This window comes from Bacillus sp. SIMBA_005 (assembly GCF_046535585.1).
GTDB classification, from domain to species: Bacteria; Bacillota; Bacilli; order Bacillales; family Bacillaceae; genus Bacillus; species Bacillus pumilus.
Map to the genome: position 1 here is coordinate 64,122 of NZ_JAWRWI010000010.1, position 18,951 is coordinate 83,072.

The following is an 18,951-nucleotide window of genomic DNA, read 5'->3' on the forward strand; positions in this document are numbered from 1 at the left end:
CAGTAGAATGATCAATGAAAAATAAAATACAAACAAGGTATTTCAATTTAATCTATTAGAAAAAAACGTTGACTTTGTTCATCTCTCTGATCCTGTGGCTTCATCATTTTTTCCCTAACATAAAATGAATGTTTCACCTTGACCTTGAAGTATAGTTCAACCTTTATAATGTACATATAGTAAGACAAAATAATAAAAAAGGAGTAACGATGGAGTTGATGACTAGAGGAGAACTTGCCAAAAAAACAGGAGTAAGTCCTGCCGCAATTCGTTACTATGAAGAGCACAACATATTACCTACTCCAAGACGACGTTCAAACGGTTACAGATTCTACACAGAAGACTATGTTGTGAAGATTCAATTGATCAAAGATGCGAAAACGCTGGGTTATTCATTAAAGGAAATAGCTGAAATTATGGACATGCTAAGTCAAGACATAGAACTTGATACACTAAGAGAAATTGTCCATCTTAAACATGAAGAAATTGATAAGAAAATTAAAAGCCTTCGTCTCATTCAAGACCTTTTATCTAACTTATTAAAGACCCCTGAAAAAAAAGTACAAGTCTACCTGGAATCATTTCGTGTACCAAATGAGGATGATCAATCATCATTTGAGTGAAAGGAGAGAAAAAAATGAGTGTAGAAATTTATCATGGTGAGCGTTCTGAAGAAAGTATTCAATTTGAAACATTATTCGCTTCGCAAAGTAATAAAGAGAGTTTTTCTAGTATCGAACACACAAAAAAATTTCTTGAGCAAAAAGGAATTGAAAATACGCAGCCTTATGCCATTGGAGATGATGTGAAGTTAATGAGTGAGGTACAAGAGCAAACATTCGAAGGCATGCAAGTTTTCACATTAAATGAACAAGCATCACAAAACCAAAAAGTCATTCTCTATCTACATGGCGGTGCATGGACAAATCAGCCTTTGAATGTCCACTGGTGGTTCATGGATAAAATGGCGCAATCACTAGGTGCGAAAGTGGTCGCTCCTATTTACCCAAAAGTGCCTCATTATAGCCATCAGGATACGTATCCGAAAATACTTAACCTATATAAAGACCTTCTGAAAACTGCCGGAAGTGCCAATCAAATGACGATCATGGGAGATTCAGCTGGTGGAAACATCTCACTTGGTCTAGCGCACCTTTTAATGAAGGAGAATCTGCCGCAGCCGAAGGATATTATTTTATTATCTGCATGTGTCGACATGAGCTTAAGCAATCCTCTCATGTTTGAATATGCAAAAAAGGACCCGATTCTAGGTCATGAAGGAATGGAAGTCATTGCAAAGATTTGGACAGCTGATCAACATGTAACTGACCCATTGATTAGTCCCATTTACGGTGACTTCAAAGGACTTGCGAAGATTACTCATTTCATTGGAACACATGATATGTTATATCCAGATGCCATAAAGCTCGATGAAAACCTAACAGAACAAGGAATTGACATCAAAACCTTTGTTTATCCTGAAATGCTGCATGTGTTTGTTGTCATGCCAATCCCTGAGGCACAAGATGCTCAGGAGAAAATCATTCAGGTGATCAATCGTTAGGGATTCCGTTCACACCAAAAAGACTGCTTCCTTTTAAGCAGTCTTTTTAAATACAATCACAATGTCCATTCACTACAGATTCCACTTCCTTAAATTCCAATTTTTGTTTACAATGAGTGTATTCCCCATTATTATAATGATTGTTCGCTTTTTCATTGGGATGAAACAAATGGCTGGTTAGTAAAGGAGAGTGAATGATGAGTGTTTCTTTTCTTCAACCTATGGCTCTGATCTTATTTACATTGCCTTTGTTATTTTTAATATGGGGGATTGTAGGCTATATCATCTTTAAGCGGGTCTACATCGTTCTAATAATCACCTTTGCAGCTTCAACCGTTTTTATCTTGGCCTATACGGGGTTTGACATATCGAATATGTATTGGGTGATCGCTATGACTTTTCTATGCATGTGTACCTCTGTCATCACAAAAATGATCTGCTATATGATTCATCGCTATAAAAATAGATAAGAAGATGAGATATGTAAACATAATTTTTAGTTTCCATGAAAACTTTAGATCTATCCAGAAGCCATTGTGATTGGTAGCGCTTTATCGAATGGATATAAGGATTTTGATACAATTGTTGCAGTGAGACACCCTTATTCAGATGAAGACGATAGAAGAATTAGGGTAGTAAGCCCTTGCGGCATCTGCCGGGAGCTCATTTCAGACTTCGGACCAGCATGTTTTGTCATACTTGAGATGGATGGGGAGCTGGTCACGGTGAAAATTGAAGAACTAATTCCGCTCAAATATACTCGAAGCTGATGTACCACATAAAGATAAAGTAGGAAAAGGGATGCAGCAAACGTTAAATGTAATCCTTGCTCCATCCAAGATGACTGAAAAATCGCTCAACAAAAGCAGCCCCATGTATTTTCTCCATATGTTTCGTGTTAAACATATACTGTTCCATTGGTTCAAGCTTGCGCAGACTGCGCACTAGTATTTTACGATCATCGTCAGAAAGAGTAGGATCATCATCTATCTTCTCCAAAGCCTTTTTCACACGTGAAGATACATTTTCAACATACAAATGGTTTTTGGATGCTGGCGGAATACATGCCGCTAGGTTACAGCCTATAAAACGAACACCGTCAAGGGTGCAGTTTTCAAAATTGGCGATCAGCTTTTGTTTGCCATTTCCCTCAAACGTTATATCTATTAGCTTACCAACAAAGGTACAATTGACGATATTCGCTGCCTGTAAAACGCGGTCATTGAATCTACATTTAGAGAAAGTACAATCGATAAACATAGCATTCTCCAATGTCATTCCTCTCATATCACAAGAAGAAAACACACAATTGGTGAAGACAGCTTCGTTTTTACCAATACCCACAGAGCGCAAGTCTGAACGACTAAAAGTACAATCATCAATCGTACTACCAGCAAAAAATCTCGCATTCGTGAGATCACACGTATCAAATACAAGATGATGCAGGTGACAGCTCCAAAATATAGGAGAACGAACATTTGAGTTGATGATTGTCGTTCTACTGATTGTTTCGTTTTCATACCTGGCAACATCAGAAAACATTTCGTTGTCTATTGATATACCAGACTCAAGTCTTCTCATCGCTATCACCCTATCATTTCTTCAGAATGTTTCACAATCAAAAATTCCATTCAGCAAGTTCATTTCATTTCTCTTAGCACTTGTTTTTGACTCAAGATTATATCACAAAACGATACTCACCCAGCAAAGAACAGATATCCATTTTCAAGATGAAAGGGGCATAAAAGAATGAAAAGGTATGACACATTCCCAAAACCAATCGGTAGCTATATAGCCGGCCGGATCCAAATGGATTTTGAGTATACGGCATCAGATCACTCGAAAAGAGAACTGACCGCATTTATGTACTATCCATCTGATAGCAGCGAAGGAAAGACTCCATCTACGTACATGTTTCCTGAAGTCTACGAAATGCTTCATGACCAGCCGCTTGTCACTGAGTATTTGAAGAAAATAAACTTCTTCTCTATCGATATGAAAACGCATTGTTATGACGATGTGGCTCTTTCTCGGAAGAAAGAGCGCTATCCAGTACTATTTTATGTTTGCGGCGGGGGCGGTTCACCAGAATGGGGGACCGTACTCTGCTCAGACCTAGCAAGCATGGGATATGTTGTCGTCAGTATCGGTCATCAGAACAGCACCATGTACAAACGCAAAGATGGGCAGCTGTTGAATGTATCAAAGGATTTTTCGGGTGTCATTATGGCGTTTTCTGAAGATCCAGAGATGATGACGCTAGCTGGTAAGATGAAGATGCGTTCTGACGATGAAACGGCTATTGAGATGTGCCGTAACGTCCTTTCCTTGCCAATCATTAACGAGTTAACAAGATATAGTGAACAACAGGCTGAAGATGTAAAGTACGCAGCCGATTATCTTCACAAACTAGACTCTGGAGAATCGAAGTCCATCTTTCATAACAGACTGCTGCTCGGCACCGGCATGGGCATCGCCGGACATTCTTATGGCGGACCTACAGCGGCTATTGTTTGCCGGGATGACGACCGGTTTGTCTGCGGGGTTGGCTTAGATAGTGGTGCATTCGGCCTTCTCGACAGCGACCTCAACAAACCTTTTTTGCTGCTGTTTTCTGAACCGAATTATGATATGAATGCAATCATTGGAGCTAACAACAGCATGGAAACCTATTATTTCTCTGTTGATGGTGCTGCACATTTAGATTACTGTGACATCGTGTTTAGCGGTGTAGATGAAGAGCTCAGAGGCACGAGGGAGGCATTAGAGATGCGAAATCTTGTGACGGACTATACGAAGACCTTTTTTGATCATTATATCCTGCAAAAGGCTACACATGTAGAAACCCTATCATATGATGGTGTAGAATTAATTAAAAAAACAAGCAGCAAGTGAGCTAGGGGAAACTGCTGATCATAACCTTTTAATGAATCGGTTTAAAGTTGAATATCTTACTTCATTCATAAGAAAAAAGAGCAGTCAACAACCGCTCTTTTTTCGTGTGTTAATCTTAATGCGTTTTTAATGGACCTTTTGTGATATGAGTCAGCTCAGAATTTATGTCAAAGATTTTCGCATTGATGTCTGTTATGCCAAAGCTAGTGATTCTTTTAGAATGCATATCGAGATATGTTTGAGCTTCTTCTTTTGTTTCAAATAAATAAATTCCGCCAGCCTCATTTTTCTCAGGATTCTCCGTCCATATCTTCCATATGAACCCATCCTCTTCATTAATACTTCTCGCTAAATCAGAAAACTCTTTTGCCAATTCATCTCCGAAAGGGCCATTCATCTTAAAATCCACTTGTAATACGTAAGCCATCTCCATTCTCCTTATGTTGAAGTTGTGAAATACTGTTCTCCTAGAGCTTCTTTCATATGAAACGGTACTTGTGAAAGTTCTTTCTCCATAAAAGACCGCACATCCGATTGATCAACATCGTACATCACTTCAATCTCTTTAGAGAATAGACATTTTTCTTTTTCGAGTAAGGCAGAAACCACGGGGAGCTTCTTCGGTTGAAGCTCTTCTGTGTTTAAAGCTTGCTTTAATCCATCAATATAGACGTCTAATGGTCGACCACCCGTGATTTTAACTCCTTTATTTTCTTCGTTGACGAGGATGAGGGTCGGAAAACCTCTTGCACCGAGGTCTCGAACAAGAGCAAAATCTTGATTTAATAAGTCTTGTCCGCTAGGGAGCTCCGCTTCATGTAAAATCACATCTCCGTTCAGTCCAAGGTTGTTAACGATATCAATCAAAACCGCGATATCCGATATATTTTGATTGAATGCAAATAGCGCTTCTCTTGCACGGCGTAAAAACGTATAGGCTTGTTCATCACCGTGATGTTTTTGAATCACTTTGAACACACGAGAGGATGGGTAGGAGGATTGAACAGGATTGTCAATCATTAAGGACCCATCTATTGGCATGCGAGAATGTTCTCCGACTTCTCTCCAGTGACCCGCAACATCAGCCGGCTTATAAATTCCGTTTGCAGGATCAATTGGACCATCATGCCATTTCTCTAGCAGTCCACCTAACACAGTCTGAAAATGAAAATAATGTCCATATTCCTCTTTAAAACGGCGCAGGACAGGTTCAATTGCCCAGCAATGAGAACAAATCGGATCTGTTACATAGTAGAGCGTAATGTTTTTTTTAGGTTGGTGAAAGTCAATGACCTGAATATCTTCTTCACCTACACCGCATACACCAGTTTCTAAATCACAAAACATGTCATTGTTTTTCAAGTTGTTTCCTCCTCAATTTTTCAGGAAAAAATGTGTCCTGATCAGTTGTTTGAATCAAGTCATCATTTGCTTTACAATTGAATCTTAAGACAGAATGAGTGAGATCAATACCAATAATTTCTTCAATTTGTTGTTTATCCGACAGATTCAAGCATGTGTTTAAAAAGAAGGGGGGAAGAAGATGACGCAGCCAAAGACAGATCCGCGTGTATTAAGAACGCGCAAATTAATCATGGAGTCTTTCATAAAGCTTTCATCGAAAAAGGAATTTAAGGATATTACGGTGAAAGATTTGACAGCAGAAGCCATGATTAACCGAGCCACGTTTTATTATCATTTTGAGGATAAATACGATTTATTAGATAAAACACTCTCAGAAGTATTGTCAATTAATTTAGAAAGTATCAATTTTAACAATAGTAAACTAGATGAAGATTCAATGATGAATATTTTTAAAGCGCTAGCCAGTTTCCAACAATCTCTTCATAACCGGTGCCAAGTAGAATATGAAACTGAACTTGCTCCAATTGTTCGAGAACAGCTTGAAATTATTTTTTATCAATTGTTAGTGAATCAATATACAAATGTCGAAAAACAAGTGTTGAAGGTCACGGCTGTTTTTTTAAGCTGGGGGATTCACGGAGCTTCTGTTGAGTGGAGAAAGAATAGTTCGCACATTTCTTCAGAAAAATTTATTAAATCAGCATTGCCGTATATCATGTCAGGTATTGATTTTAAGCATAACAGGTAGACAATTTGACAATGTTTCACCGCTCCACTAATATAAATGCTATAGCATATAAAATAGTTAGAGGGTGTTTACATGAAGTTACACGATTTAATAGGTTATCTCGTTCATCGCACTGATGTGAAAATGACGAATTATTTTACGAATAGGTTAAAGCCGTACGGAGTTACACCAGAACAGTGGGGTATTATTAGTATTCTTAGCCATGAAAAAGGGACAACTCAAAAAGAATTGGCAGAAGGCATTGATAAAAATCAAACCACTGTCGTAAGAATGATCCAGTCAATGGAACGAAAAGGGCTTGTCAAAAAAATCTTTAATGAACAAGACCGGCGCTCGCATCACTTGTTTTTAACAGAAAAAGGGGACGAGATCAAAAAAGCGATTCTTCCTGTCGTCATGGATGCACATCGAACTGTGACAAATCAATTAAGCGATGAAGAGGTTCAACAATTAAAATTACTTTTAAACAAATTATTCCATTCAGACTATCCATCTTGATAAATCTGAAAGGTAGGAACATCCTCTATTTTTATACGATATATGCTATGACATATAAAAATCACTTTTTAGAAAGATGTGATCACTATTTTCATTCTTATTTTACAAATTGTATTGGGCGTTTTCTTTTTCCTCACAGGAACGAAAATCATATCTGGAAAAATGGCAGAAGAGTTCAAACGATTTGGTTTACCTGCATTTTTCAATGTTTTAACGGGGGCTCTTGAGCTAATAGGCGCTGCTGGAATGCTCGCCGGCATTTGGATGCCAACATTAGCATTATTATCAGGCTTATTGTTAGGAGGCACGATGCTGGCAGCTGCATTTACTCTGATCGTATTGGCCAGAGACCCCTTTAAAAAAGCAATTCCTGCACTTGTTTTATTCGCTCTTAGTATTGGGGTCAGCCTATACCACTTTCTTTAATTGATATCAAGGTAAGTCACAAACCTAAACAAATCTCCATTGGTCCAATGATGGATGTTGTTTAGGTTTTTTAGCAATTGAATCGTCTTCGAAGAACTAAGCATGAGACAGCAAATACTACGAAAGCGCCCGCTGATCCAGCAGCAAATAACAACTCAGCTTGTTCTGGTTTGGCTTTGAATAACAAAGGGACAGAAAGAATAAGCGCGGCACCACTAAAGCCCAATCCTAATATCAACATTGCCAATAATTTATTCATAGAAACACCTCTTACACTCAGAGTGTGAACAATGGAAACCTTTAAGATTCCTAGATGGAGTGTATCACATGATGGCGGGCGATTGGTTTCTTTTCATTAAAACACAATCGTGAAACAAACAATTTTAAACGAACACTGTTCTTTACGAACGATGTTCGTTATAATACAAATAAGATGTAGTTTTAAACAATTTCCATAAAGGAAGAGGAGATGCATACGATGACGGCATTATCTAAGGATCAAAAGCAAATCGCTATCATTGGAGGAGGACCTGGGGGACTAACACTCGCCTTAATTCTGCAAAATTACGGTATACAAACAACCATCTATGAACGGGAGATTTATGACAAGAGTCTTGAACGAGGAGGCTCACTGGATATTCACGAAGAAACAGGTCAAAAAGCCTTAAAAGAAGCAGGAGTTTATGAGAAATTTCAAAGAAATGCCCGTTATGAAGGAGAAGATTTCCGATTACTTGATAAATCAGGAAAAATTTATTTAGATGAAGAAACGGAATCAGGTCAAAAAGGCACTCGTCCAGAAATTGATCGTGGTGTGTTGTGCGAACTGCTGCTGGATCAAATTGATGCTGAAAACATCAAATATGGATACAAATTAGAAAGATGTGTTTCATTAGAAAGCGGCATGACGGAGCTTCATTTTGAAAACGGGGTTGTCGAGACAGTTGACCTTTTGATTGGGGCTGATGGTGCTTTCTCTCGTGTGCGTCCTCTGTTAACAGATATTGAGATTGAATACTCTGGGCTCACGATGCTGGAACTGAATGTCTTAAGCGTAGAGGAGAACCACCCTGATTTAGCTGAATTTAATAAACGTGGTAAGATGTTTGCTTTAGCAGACCACAAAGGGCTGATTGGTCAATTAAACGGAGATGGACGAATCAAAGTGTATGCAAGCCTTATGGTCGAACGCAACTGGATCGAGACTTGTGGTATACCGTTTCATCAAGCGAAAGAAGCAAAAGAACAATTATTAGAGTTATTTAGTGATTGGGGTGATCAGCTGAAAAATTATATTCGTTATGCAGAAGATGCCATCATTCCAAGACGGATTTATACGCTTCCTACCGGTTTTAAATGGAATCGTCATAAAGGAGTAACGCTTATCGGTGATGCAGCTCACGTCATGTCGCCATTCGCAGGCGAGGGTGTCAACATGGCGATGTTTGATGCAAGGGAGCTGGCACTTGCTATTGTCCGACATCCTCATCATATTGAAAAAGCTATTGAAGAATACGAAGACATGATGTACGAATATTCATCGGAAAAGGCTCGTGAATCGGAGAATAGTTTAAAGCTGTGTTTTTCAAAAGACGCTGCGGTCAAGCTTGCAGATATGATGAATTCTTTTCAAGAAAACGGTGATTGATGCTCAATTTACTATTTTACTTTGACATGTTATAAAGAGAGTATGAACAATTCAAATCGTCGTATTATAAGTCGCCGGTCTCGGCCGGCTAAAGAACCCTTAAGCCGTGAGCTGATTGTGAAAACGGCCTATGAGCTTCTTAAGGAGCAAGGGATAGAGGGCATGAGTATGCGTAAGGTGGCTAAAGCATTGGATACGGGACCTGCATCCTTGTATGTCTACGTGAACAATTTTCAAGAACTCAGTGCTTACGTATTGGATTATGGTCTCGGCCAAATGGTTTATCCAAATGCAGAGAATGGCACATGGAAAGAACAGTTATTTGACATATTGCATACTTATTTCCTACTGCTATTCGAAAAACCTGGTCTCGCTGAAATTTCTCTTTCCACCATTCCACAAGGAACGAACTTTCTTCAGTTGACCGAACATATTCTCGCTGCATTGCATGAAGGCGGGATCAAATCTACATCTGCAGCATGGGGAGTAGACCTATTGCTCTTATACGTATCTTCCGTAGCTTACGAAAAGGTATCTTGGAAGAAACAAGGCTCTTCGCAGATTTCAGACATTAAAAAAACATTTGATGAAGCAGACAAAACGCGTTTTCCTTTCATTCATCGTGTAAAAGAAGAAATGTTTGCAGGTGATACCGTTTCAATGGAACGGTTCCGATGGGGAATTGACGTCATTTTGTATGGAATCCAGAAAGAAATCAATTAGAAAGGAGCACAAGCAAAAAGCAGTCAATGAATGGCTGCTTTTTTTATATGTTTTTTTCACATTTTGATCTTGTGAGCATCACGATACATATATAAATAAATCTATATATTGTTTTTATATATAAAAAATTATATAATCTAGTGGAATAAAAAAATGAGGTGCTTAGGCATGGAACATATTAAAAAGTTATTAGAAAGTTATATTCCTTTAGCAAAATCTACTGCAAAAATGTTTGGACCAAATTGTGAAGTGGTGATTCATGATTTAACGAACCCTCAAGCATCTGTCATGTTTACAATAAATAACCATGTGACAGGAAGAGAAATCGGTCAATCATTTGATCATTTAGTAAAGACAGTATTACAATCAGAAGATTTTAAAGAAGATTATCTTGCTGGTTATACATTTGTAACAGAAGATAAACGTACGATTCGTTCTTCGACTTCATTAATACGTGATTCAAAGCAAAAAGTGATCGGTGCTTTCTGTATCAACTTTGATGTTGAAGCACTGAATCAAATGCAGCAATTTATGGATACTTTTCTTACTACACAAGTGGAAGCTCATGAGAAAGAAACAACATCAAATGATGATCTTGAAAATGTGGAAGAAATAGTAGATCAGTTGATTCAACAGATCATTCAAAACAGTGTTCATCCAGTCATGAAACGTCATGAAAAAATTGAACTAATGAAATTCATGGATGAAAAGGGCATTTTTTTAATGAAAGGATCTGTTGAGAAGGTCGCATCTATGTTAGGCATTTCCAAAGTAACCGTCTATAGCTATTTGGATGAAATCAAAAATAAATCAAGGTAAGGAGTGTCAAAAATGGAAAGCATACTCGAGGTAGGAAATCTAAAAACAAACGGGCACTATGCATTTGCAACCATTCATCAAAACACGGTCTATGTTTCAGGGCAATTTGCCATCAATCCCGAAACGAGAGAAAAAGAATTCGGCCCCATTGAAAAAGAGACATTACAAGCGCTAAAAAATGTAGAGATGATTGTAGAAGCTGCTGGTAGTAAAAAAGAGAACATTTTGCGCATGACATTATACATTTCAGATATTCATTTATGGGACAAAGTCGATGCTGTTTATACTGAATTTTTCGGTGAACATAAACCAGCACGTACTATTGTACCAACAAATGAATTACATTTTGGTTTCAAAATTGAAATGGATGCCATTGCATATATTTAAGATATTTTTTTGCCTACTCTATATAAAAAATTATATTTCGTATAAAAAAATATTCGAAGGGGTGGATGATTGATGAATCAATTGATTTGTAACCATTGCGGGAACAAATATGAGATGACACCAACTATATGGAAATGTGATTGTGGCGGAGTATTAAATTTGGTGAAAGATACCCCGAAAATAGATATCGCAGCTTGGGATCACTATCCAAATTCATTATGGCGTTATGTTGAAACCATGCCATTTTCAAAAGGTTCTAAGACGTGGGAAACTGTGACAATGGGGGAGGGTCAATCCCCTTTAATCGTTCTAGATCCTAATGAGCCAAACACTTATGTCAAAGTTGATTACATGATGCCGACATTATCCTTTAAAGACCGAGGAGCGGCTGTTCTAATGACAAAGGCTAAAGAATTAGGGGTATCAAAGGTGATTGCTGATAGTAGCGGGAATGCAGGAACGGCGATTGCAGCTTATGCAGCACGCTGCGAGATTGCCTGTGACATCTATCTAAGCGATGACACTTCACCTAAAAAGGTCGCTCAAATAAAAGCACATGGTGCAACGATTAAAGAAATTCACGGGACGCGAGAGGACATTGCAGCTGCGGCACAAAAGGCAGTAGACAATGAAAACGTGTTTTATGCAAGCCATGTCTATAATCCTTACTTTTTTGAAGGGACTAAAACATACGCCTATGAAATCTATGAGCAGCTAAAAGGAGCACCTGATGCTTTAATCATTCCGGTTGGAAACGGTACTCTCCTCCTAGGTGCGTATTATGGATTTAAAGAGTTATTTGAAAATGGTTTCATTCATAAAATACCGAAAATCGTTGCCATACAAGCGAAAAACTGCGCACCTCTTGTGAAAGCATATCAAAATGAAGAGGAATCAGCATCACCTGTGACGAATAAAGGGACCTTAGCAGAAGGGATTGCCATTGCTGCTCCAGCACGCTCCAAACAAATTTTAGAAGCTGTACTAGATACCAATGGTACGTTTATTGATATTGAAGAAGATGAGATCTTACATGCACGCTCTACACTGAGTGAGAAAGGATTTTATGTCGAAGTGACATCTGCAGTCAATTTGGCTGGCTACATGAAATATCAAAAGGAACCAGAAGAAACCATTGTCATACCTCTTTGCGGGGCAGGAATTAAATCAAAATAACCTTAGGACTCTGGTAGAATAGAGCGTTGCGTGCCTCGCTGACCTATTATATGATCAATCAGGAGTAATATTTGCGAATGTTGAAAACATTGACCATCACAATTTGAAAACGGAGGAATGATTCGTGGGATTGGGTTTTACTCATTGCGAAGCACATTGGTCTTACACCGACTTCCATGATTTTAGATGATATGGAGGGTTTTGGCGGGGACATACCATTTGAAAACTTTACAGATGACATCATTCCTTTGCTGAATCTTTCGGATTCTGATAGTTACTTAATGCCAGATGTTTGTAAGACCGTTGCAGTTAGATTGCGTCAACTGATTCACAATTGGCCTGATGATGATATAGATAAGAAGAACGCTCTCTATCTGGCAGAAGGAATGGAGTTAGCACATCAACAAAATGAGCCAATGGGATTGATATAAGATGAAAGAAAGCTACTTTAGAAAGCATGTTTAAACCGTAGTAGCTTTCTTTCCAGTCTACCTAATTATTTTTCATTTGTTCCTCTCCCCAATAACATATCTCATCTAATACAGGCATCAGTGATAATCCCTTTTCAGATAAACTATATTCTACTTTTGGAGGCACTTGAGGATATTCTTTACGATGAATTAAGTGATCCGCTTCAAGTTCTTTTAGTGTGTTGGTTAATGTTTTAAACGAAATTGTTCCGAGCATACGTTTCAGCTGATTATAGCGAACAGGAGCACCGTTAGTATATAAAGCATACAGAACCGGCATTTTATATTTCCCGCCAATTAATGATAATGTATACCCAAAACCAGTATCTTTTAGCTCAGCTTTCGTCTGGAAGGACTCCCTCATTCATTTTACACTCTCCTTTGGGTTAGTATCACACTTTGATTACCGTACTTGTAGTATGTTATAGCATACAATAAAATGAATGTACATCAAAATATGATGCAAAACTCAGAAGAAGGGTGAATGAATAATGAAAACGATTGTCTATGCACATCCTTGGGATGGAAGCTATAATCATGCCATTTTGACTTCCATAACAGAAAATCTAGAAACAAAGCAAGAACCATTTCAAGTAATCGATTTATATAAAGATGAGTTTAATCCTGTTTTTACAGCTGAAGAATTGAAGTATTTTCATAAAGGAGAAACGCCTTATCAATTAGTAAAGGATTATCAAGAGAAATTAAATCAGTCAACTGAATTGATTTTTATATTTCCTGTCTGGTGGTGGGATTTACCTGCTATTTTAAAAGGATTTATTGATAAAGTGATGTTAAGGGGTTTCGCATTTACGGAAGATCAACACACTGGTTCTTTGAAAGGTTTATTGACAAATATAAAAAAAACAACCGTGATCTCAACATCTACAACAGATAAGGATTATATTGAATCTGAAGCTGGAAATGCCATTCAAAGCGTTTTTATTAATAGAACTCTAGCTGATTTGGGATTGAAAAATGAATCCACGAAATGGATTCATTTTTCTAGAGTGAACTTAACAACAGATGAAAAGAGAAAGCAATTTTTAAAAGAAATATCCCAGAATATTTGATTTACAGTACAACAAATAAGGCCCAACTTCTACGACCGATTTAATTTATTGAGAAGGTCGTAGAAGTTTTGAAATTTGAAAGAGGTGAGATTTAGACAAACAAAAGGATAGACTTGTACAAGAAGGTAAATGTAGATCCATTGTATGACCTGATAAACAATAGCCGTATAAGAATCCCACTATTTAAAGTAAAGTTTTATAACTTTAGTGCTACACGTTTCAGCAGACTCTTTATCACCAGTCATTTAAGCAACAACAAATCGAGCCGGCTCAACCGGCGGCTTATACCTAATTGACCTCTTGCAGGCAATTGATCATTGCTTTCTCCTCCAAATACCCCACTATTAAATCCATATCATTTCTGTGTTTTTTGATGTCTTTTTTAGCTCTGCCAGCTCAAGCAAAGTGTTAACAGCAGAATGCCCACTGCCAACTGCTGCAACTGTTTAATTCTGATACCGAGTCAGATCGCGATTTAAAACATCAGGAATGCCATAAAATATTCCATCAGCCACTCTTTTTTCATTTTCTGTCATAATCCCTTCAGCATTTATTGGTTATCAACACCTTTTTTGCCAATATGGAGAACTGGGCTATTTAAATCAATCATTTTCTCACGAATCAATTTTTGTTTGAATTTATATAATCAATTGATTATATAAGTTTTCAATTATATACTATTGGAGGAGTTGATAACAGGACCGTCACCAATTTTTGAAAAGAGGGGGAATCATTGTGACTACAGATGTTTCAATTGGTGTGACACATATGTCGAATTGTTTAAAAACACTCAGTGATCAAACAAGACTGATCATGATGAAATTGTTTTTGGAGAAAGAATATTGTGTTTGTGAACTGGTAGATATGTTCGAAATGAGTCAGCCAGCTATTAGTCAGCATTTACGAAAATTAAAAAAAGCTGGATTAGTTCAGGAGAACAGAAAAGGGCAGTGGCGTTATTATTCAATCAATACACTGTCTCCAGAATTTGAGACGATTCGTATCATCTTAAATCAAATTGATAAAGAAGATGACCTTTTAAAAAACATACAACATAACGTAACAAACATTTCTTGTTCATAAGGAGGGATGAGTTTGAGTTTTGCCGTTTTATCGTTACTTATATTTCTGTTCACTTTAGTATTGGTTATTTGGCAGCCAAAAAATTTATCCATAGGGTGGTCCGCATGTGGAGGGGCTATTTTAGCATTAATCGTAGGTGTTGTGAGTGTTGACGATGTGGTCACCGTGACAGGCATCGTTTGGAATGCGACTTTAGCTTTTGTCGCCATTATCATCATTTCACTCATCCTTGATCGAATCGGCTTTTTTGAATGGGCAGCATTGCATATGGCAAAGGCTGCAAAAGGCAGTGGGCTACGTATGTTTGTGTATGTGACCATCCTTGGTGCAATCGTCGCTGCTTTATTTGCAAACGATGGGGCAGCACTTATTTTGACACCCATTGTTTTAGCCATGGTCAGAGCATTACACTTCAATGAAAAAATTGTATTTCCTTTTATTATCGCGAGTGGGTTTATTGCAGATACAACTTCGCTTCCTCTTGTCGTAAGTAATTTAGTGAACATTGTAACAGCCGACTATTTTAACATTACATTTATTGAATATGCAGCCAGAATGATTGTTCCAAACCTTTTTTCATTGCTTGCGAGTATCACTGTGCTGTACCTTTTCTTTAGAAAGAGTATACCTAAACGCTATGATATGACTGAGTTAAAGCAACCTAATGAAGCAATAAAAGATCCAAAGATGTTTAGATTATCATGGTATATATTAGCTTTTTTGTTGATTGGTTATTTTACAAGCGAATTTTTATCTATACCTGTATCGTTCATAGCGGGTGTGATTGCCATTTTATTCTTGATCCTTGCACAAAAAAGCCCCGCTGTTCAAACAAAAAGCGTACTAAAAGAAGCACCATGGGCGATCGTTTTCTTTTCCATAGGTATGTACGTTGTTGTCTACGGCATGCGAAATGCAGGGCTTACTGATGCTCTTTCAAGCGTGATTCAAGCTGTAGCAGATCAAGGTTTATTGGCAGGGACTCTTGGTATGGGATTTATCGCAGCAATTCTTTCATCTGTCATGAATAATATGCCGACGGTCATGATCGATGCATTAGCCATATCCGGCACCGATACACAAGGAATGATGAGAGAAGCGTTAATATACGCAAATGTCATTGGCTCAGATTTAGGACCAAAAATTACGCCCATTGGCTCCTTAGCAACACTGCTGTGGCTACACGTCCTTTCTCAAAAAGGGGTGAAGATTTCCTGGGGCACATATTTCAAAATAGGGGTCATTTTAACTGTACCAACACTATTCATCACACTTTTAGCGTTGTATTTCTGGCTACTGATTATACATTAAAGGAGACGATCAACATGTCAAAGAAAACAATATACTTTTTATGTACCGGTAATTCTTGCCGCAGTCAAATGGCTGAAGGTTGGGCTAAAAAACATCTTGGAGATGAGTGGAAGGTCTATAGCGCTGGTATTGAAGCTCATGAATTAAATCCGAATGCTGTAAAAGCAATGAAAGAAATAGGGATTGATATATCTAATCAAACGTCTGATCTGATTGATCACAAGATATTGCATCACGCTGACTTAGTCGTCACACTATGCGGTGATGCAGCTGATAAATGCCCGATGACTCCTCCTCATGTCAAACGTGTCCATTGGGGCTTTGATGATCCAGCAAAAGCAGAAGGAACAGAAGAAGAGAAGTGGGCATTTTTCCAAAGGGTACGAGATGAGATTGGAGATCGATTGAAACAGTTTGCTGAGACTGGGAAATAGGTGCTAAGTTTGAGACAAATACAATTTAAAATCTAATAATGAAGAGGGCCAAGTTAAAGGCTCTCTTTTTTTGCATTAATTAACAGATAAGACATAACCATTCAAGTGATTACGGAATTAATGTAAATGGGCTACCAGTTGGTGGTTCAGCCTGTATATCTTTATTTATTAGTTTACATAATATATATTCTAGGAAGTTACAAAACGAATTCATTTCTTTTGTCTCAATTATAAGTATACTTATCTTATTGAGACAAAAAAGAAAAATCAAAATCCTACACTTATTTGCCAGATTTTGATTCATCCAGATACTTCATGATTTTCGCAGGATTTCCGCCAACCACGACGTTTGCTGGAATACTTTTTGTCACAACGGCACCAGATGCAATGACAGCATTGTCGCCAATGGTGACACCTGGATTAATAATAGCACCGCCGCCAATCCATACGTGGTTTCCAATGGTGACTGGTTTACCAAATTCAATGCCTTTTGCACGTTCTATTGGATCAAGCGGATGACCAGCCGTATAAATATGTACATTCGGTCCTAATAAACAATGATGTCCAATGGTAATTTTGCATACGTCTAATAACACCGCATCAAAATTCGCAAAAAAATGCTCACCAAGCTCGATATTATATCCGTAATCGCACTGCAGTCTTCCTTCAAAAACGACATCATCGCCGCAACCACCTAATAATTCCTTTAAAATGGATGTTCTTTTTTCTGGCTGATTGGTTTGCTGATATGCAAAGGTCAATTGTCTCGCTCTTTCTCGATCTGCTATCAAGGTTTCGTCACTAGATACATAATGTTCTCCTTGAATCATTTTTTCCTTCTCACTTTTCATATTGATCCTCTCCTCCCCTTCTATTTATCATATCACCTTTATATTTATTTTACCTTCTCCTCAGAAGAATTGGGAAAGTATGATTTCTTTTGCCTAAAATTGCCCCTGTTCCTGCCTCAGGTTATTTACGAATAGGTCCGTCTCATTTATAATCGAGTAGATTTGTTCAGTAACAGATACATCTTTAAATGTGAGGGATTATATGGAATTAAAATGGTATAGAGCAATCATCATCATTTTCACGATGTCTGGTATTTCCATCTCTACATGGTTTTCACGGACACCAGAAGTGAGAGATTTATTACAAGCCAATACAGGAACGATGGGACTCATTTTACTCGGCTTATCCGTTGGTTCAATTGTTGGGCTTGTTCTTTCAAATGTATTTGTTCGAAAAAAAGGCGGACGAGTGGCGATTGTGATTAGTGCTTTTTTGATGTTTCTTGGATTCACCACTCTTGCTGTTGGTTCAACCCTCTCTTCTATCTTTGTCGTCACGGCCGGGCTATTTCTTTTTGGAGCAGGTTCAGGTATGTGCAATGTGGCGATGAACCTAGAAGGGACAGAAATTGAATACAGAATCAAGAAAACCATTTTGCCTATATTGCACGCTTCCTTTAGCATTGGTACTTTAATTGGAGCAGGAGCTGGCATTCTTTTTATCCATCTAGGGGTCTCTGTGTTGAATCACTTACTTGTCATTGCCCTTCTTTTCTTTCTCAGCATCTTCATTTGTACCCGGTTTATTCCGCACGGGACTGGAATGGATCAGCATGAGAAGCAGTCGCAGTCAGATACAATAGATGATACTCAAACGCCGTGGCTAAATAAACGAACGGTCTCTCTTGCCATGATCGCCTTATGTCTTGCGTTTGTCGAAGGGTCTGCTAATGATTGGATTCCACTTGCAATGGTGGATGGCTACCAGGTTTCTCATTCCATGAGTACAGTCATCTATGCATTATTTTTATGCGGGATGATTAGTGGCAGATTAATCAGCGGACGTTTGATTGACCGTTTCGGCAGGGTGTTATTGCTAAGAGTTGCGATTGTATCAGCTGCTGCTGGACTATTTTTGGTCATTTTAAAGATTTCACTTGTGGTATGTATGATATCGATCTTTTTATGGGGACTTGGGGCTTCTTTAGGCTTCCCGTTAACTATTTCTGCAGCTGGTGATGATAGCCGGTACGCCGTGAAACGCGTCAGCATTGTGACCTTATCAGGTTACACCGCCTCTCTTTCTGGTCCGCCTATATTAGGGCTGCTTGCCAATCAAGTAGGACTGCTTCATGCCTTTATTTTTGTTTTATTCGCCATATGTATTGCGGGAATCTTTACAAAAGCTGTTGCAAAACAACATACATCACAAGTTCACTAAAAGTGTCTGATCCTCGATCATGGCACTTTTTTAAAATTAAAAAAATAAAGTTGAAACCTTTCATGAAGTGAAACAGTCCTATAAATGTCCTGATGTTTA

The 18,951-nt window shown here is 38.1% G+C and carries 24 protein-coding genes and 1 pseudogene; 19 read left to right on the plus strand and 6 right to left on the minus strand.

Translation table 11 applies throughout. The features are described 5' to 3' along the window. Positions 1-209: 209 nt before the first annotated feature. The 4 genes and pseudogenes from SB660_RS16350 to SB660_RS16365 all read left to right on the plus strand — a co-directional run. A complete protein-coding gene (locus SB660_RS16350) occupies positions 210-623 on the plus strand; it encodes a MerR family transcriptional regulator (RefSeq protein WP_410583338.1) in 414 nt (137 codons plus the stop codon). Between the two features lie 14 nt (positions 624-637). After that, a complete protein-coding gene (locus SB660_RS16355) occupies positions 638-1,564 on the plus strand; it encodes an alpha/beta hydrolase fold domain-containing protein (protein ID WP_410583340.1) in 927 nt (308 codons plus the stop codon). Positions 1,565-1,785: 221 nt separating this feature from the next. Beyond that, a complete protein-coding gene (locus SB660_RS16360; protein WP_257474658.1) occupies positions 1,786-2,034 on the plus strand; it encodes a YbeF family protein in 249 nt (82 codons plus the stop codon). A 57-nt stretch (positions 2,035-2,091) separates the two neighbouring features. Next, positions 2,092-2,334: pseudogene (locus SB660_RS16365) on the plus strand (cytidine/deoxycytidylate deaminase family protein); the annotation flags it as partial. Positions 2,335-2,377: 43 nt separating this feature from the next. Here the strand turns inward: SB660_RS16365 and SB660_RS16370 are convergent. Continuing rightward, entirely contained in the window at positions 2,378-3,145 is a 768-nt protein-coding gene (locus SB660_RS16370) for a pentapeptide repeat-containing protein (RefSeq protein ID WP_410583342.1), read from the minus strand. 168 nt (positions 3,146-3,313) lie between these two features. Here SB660_RS16370 and SB660_RS16375 point away from each other — a divergent pair, with 168 nt between their 5' ends. Continuing rightward, a complete protein-coding gene (locus SB660_RS16375) occupies positions 3,314-4,459 on the plus strand; it encodes an alpha/beta hydrolase (RefSeq protein ID WP_410583343.1) in 1,146 nt (381 codons plus the stop codon). A gap of 115 nt (positions 4,460-4,574) precedes the next feature. Here SB660_RS16375 and SB660_RS16380 read toward each other — a convergent pair whose 3' ends face one another. Both SB660_RS16380 and SB660_RS16385 read right to left on the minus strand, forming a co-directional pair. Continuing rightward, positions 4,575-4,886 carry a monooxygenase gene (locus tag SB660_RS16380; protein WP_061408004.1) on the minus strand — a complete coding sequence of 104 codons (312 nt, stop codon included), beginning with the start codon at positions 4,884-4,886 and terminating at the stop codon, positions 4,575-4,577. A gap of 11 nt (positions 4,887-4,897) precedes the next feature. Beyond that, positions 4,898-5,821, minus strand: a complete 924-nt coding sequence (locus SB660_RS16385; RefSeq protein WP_268498336.1) for a DsbA family protein — start codon at positions 5,819-5,821, stop codon at positions 4,898-4,900. 181 nt (positions 5,822-6,002) lie between these two features. Here SB660_RS16385 and SB660_RS16390 point away from each other — a divergent pair, with 181 nt between their 5' ends. The 3 genes from SB660_RS16390 (at position 6,003) to SB660_RS16400 (ending at position 7,496) form a co-directional block, all read left to right on the plus strand. Continuing rightward, positions 6,003-6,572, plus strand: coding sequence for a TetR/AcrR family transcriptional regulator (locus SB660_RS16390; RefSeq protein WP_410583345.1), 570 nt, complete (start codon positions 6,003-6,005; stop codon positions 6,570-6,572). 72 nt (positions 6,573-6,644) lie between these two features. Continuing rightward, positions 6,645-7,070 carry a MarR family winged helix-turn-helix transcriptional regulator gene (locus tag SB660_RS16395; RefSeq protein ID WP_180310731.1) on the plus strand — a complete coding sequence of 142 codons (426 nt, stop codon included), beginning with the start codon at positions 6,645-6,647 and terminating at the stop codon, positions 7,068-7,070. Positions 7,071-7,148: 78 nt separating this feature from the next. Beyond that, positions 7,149-7,496, plus strand: coding sequence for a DoxX family protein (locus SB660_RS16400; RefSeq protein WP_180310732.1), 348 nt, complete (start codon positions 7,149-7,151; stop codon positions 7,494-7,496). Between the two features lie 70 nt (positions 7,497-7,566). On the opposite strand, the gene SB660_RS16405 is transcribed toward SB660_RS16400, so the two are convergent. Further along, positions 7,567-7,755 (minus strand): hypothetical protein, encoded by a 189-nt coding sequence (locus tag SB660_RS16405; RefSeq protein ID WP_410583347.1) that lies wholly within the window; start codon positions 7,753-7,755, stop codon positions 7,567-7,569. 219 nt (positions 7,756-7,974) lie between these two features. Between SB660_RS16405 and SB660_RS16410 the strand changes: the two genes are divergently transcribed. From SB660_RS16410 to SB660_RS16435, 6 genes are all read left to right on the plus strand, one after another. Further along, entirely contained in the window at positions 7,975-9,144 is a 1,170-nt protein-coding gene (locus SB660_RS16410) for an FAD-dependent oxidoreductase (RefSeq protein WP_410583349.1), read from the plus strand. A gap of 42 nt (positions 9,145-9,186) precedes the next feature. Further along, positions 9,187-9,867 (plus strand): TetR/AcrR family transcriptional regulator, encoded by a 681-nt coding sequence (locus SB660_RS16415; protein WP_180310735.1) that lies wholly within the window; start codon positions 9,187-9,189, stop codon positions 9,865-9,867. 168 nt (positions 9,868-10,035) lie between these two features. Next, positions 10,036-10,686, plus strand: a complete 651-nt coding sequence (locus tag SB660_RS16420) for a helix-turn-helix transcriptional regulator (RefSeq protein WP_410583351.1) — start codon at positions 10,036-10,038, stop codon at positions 10,684-10,686. A gap of 12 nt (positions 10,687-10,698) precedes the next feature. Beyond that, the gene (locus SB660_RS16425; protein WP_180310737.1) at positions 10,699-11,073 is read left to right on the plus strand and encodes a RidA family protein; all 375 of its coding nucleotides are present in this window, start codon (positions 10,699-10,701) and stop codon (positions 11,071-11,073) included. A 72-nt stretch (positions 11,074-11,145) separates the two neighbouring features. Then, the gene (locus SB660_RS16430) at positions 11,146-12,249 is read left to right on the plus strand and encodes a threonine synthase (protein ID WP_410583354.1); all 1,104 of its coding nucleotides are present in this window, start codon (positions 11,146-11,148) and stop codon (positions 12,247-12,249) included. Between the two features lie 191 nt (positions 12,250-12,440). Continuing rightward, complete coding sequence (locus SB660_RS16435) at positions 12,441-12,680, plus strand: hypothetical protein (RefSeq protein WP_410583355.1); 240 nt, start codon at positions 12,441-12,443, stop codon at positions 12,678-12,680. 61 nt (positions 12,681-12,741) lie between these two features. Here SB660_RS16435 and SB660_RS16440 read toward each other — a convergent pair whose 3' ends face one another. After that, a complete protein-coding gene (locus SB660_RS16440) occupies positions 12,742-13,083 on the minus strand; it encodes a winged helix-turn-helix transcriptional regulator (RefSeq protein ID WP_180310740.1) in 342 nt (113 codons plus the stop codon). Between the two features lie 127 nt (positions 13,084-13,210). Here SB660_RS16440 and SB660_RS16445 point away from each other — a divergent pair, with 127 nt between their 5' ends. The 4 genes from SB660_RS16445 (at position 13,211) to arsC (ending at position 16,620) form a co-directional block, all read left to right on the plus strand. After that, entirely contained in the window at positions 13,211-13,792 is a 582-nt protein-coding gene (locus SB660_RS16445) for an NAD(P)H-dependent oxidoreductase (RefSeq protein WP_410583357.1), read from the plus strand. A 735-nt stretch (positions 13,793-14,527) separates the two neighbouring features. Further along, positions 14,528-14,875, plus strand: a complete 348-nt coding sequence (locus SB660_RS16450) for an ArsR/SmtB family transcription factor (RefSeq protein ID WP_410583359.1) — start codon at positions 14,528-14,530, stop codon at positions 14,873-14,875. A gap of 6 nt (positions 14,876-14,881) precedes the next feature. Next, positions 14,882-16,186, plus strand: coding sequence for an arsenic transporter (locus SB660_RS16455; RefSeq protein WP_371869437.1), 1,305 nt, complete (start codon positions 14,882-14,884; stop codon positions 16,184-16,186). A 14-nt stretch (positions 16,187-16,200) separates the two neighbouring features. Then, entirely contained in the window at positions 16,201-16,620 is a 420-nt protein-coding gene (gene arsC, locus SB660_RS16460) for an arsenate reductase (thioredoxin) (protein WP_410583361.1), read from the plus strand. Between the two features lie 281 nt (positions 16,621-16,901). Here the strand turns inward: arsC and SB660_RS16465 are convergent, their stop codons facing one another. Then, positions 16,902-17,471, minus strand: a complete 570-nt coding sequence (locus tag SB660_RS16465; RefSeq protein WP_180310744.1) for a sugar O-acetyltransferase — start codon at positions 17,469-17,471, stop codon at positions 16,902-16,904. Positions 17,472-17,673: 202 nt separating this feature from the next. Between SB660_RS16465 and SB660_RS16470 the strand changes: the two genes are divergently transcribed. Beyond that, positions 17,674-18,852 (plus strand): MFS transporter, encoded by a 1,179-nt coding sequence (locus SB660_RS16470; RefSeq protein WP_410583363.1) that lies wholly within the window; start codon positions 17,674-17,676, stop codon positions 18,850-18,852. The last annotated feature ends 99 nt before the right edge of the window (positions 18,853-18,951 follow it).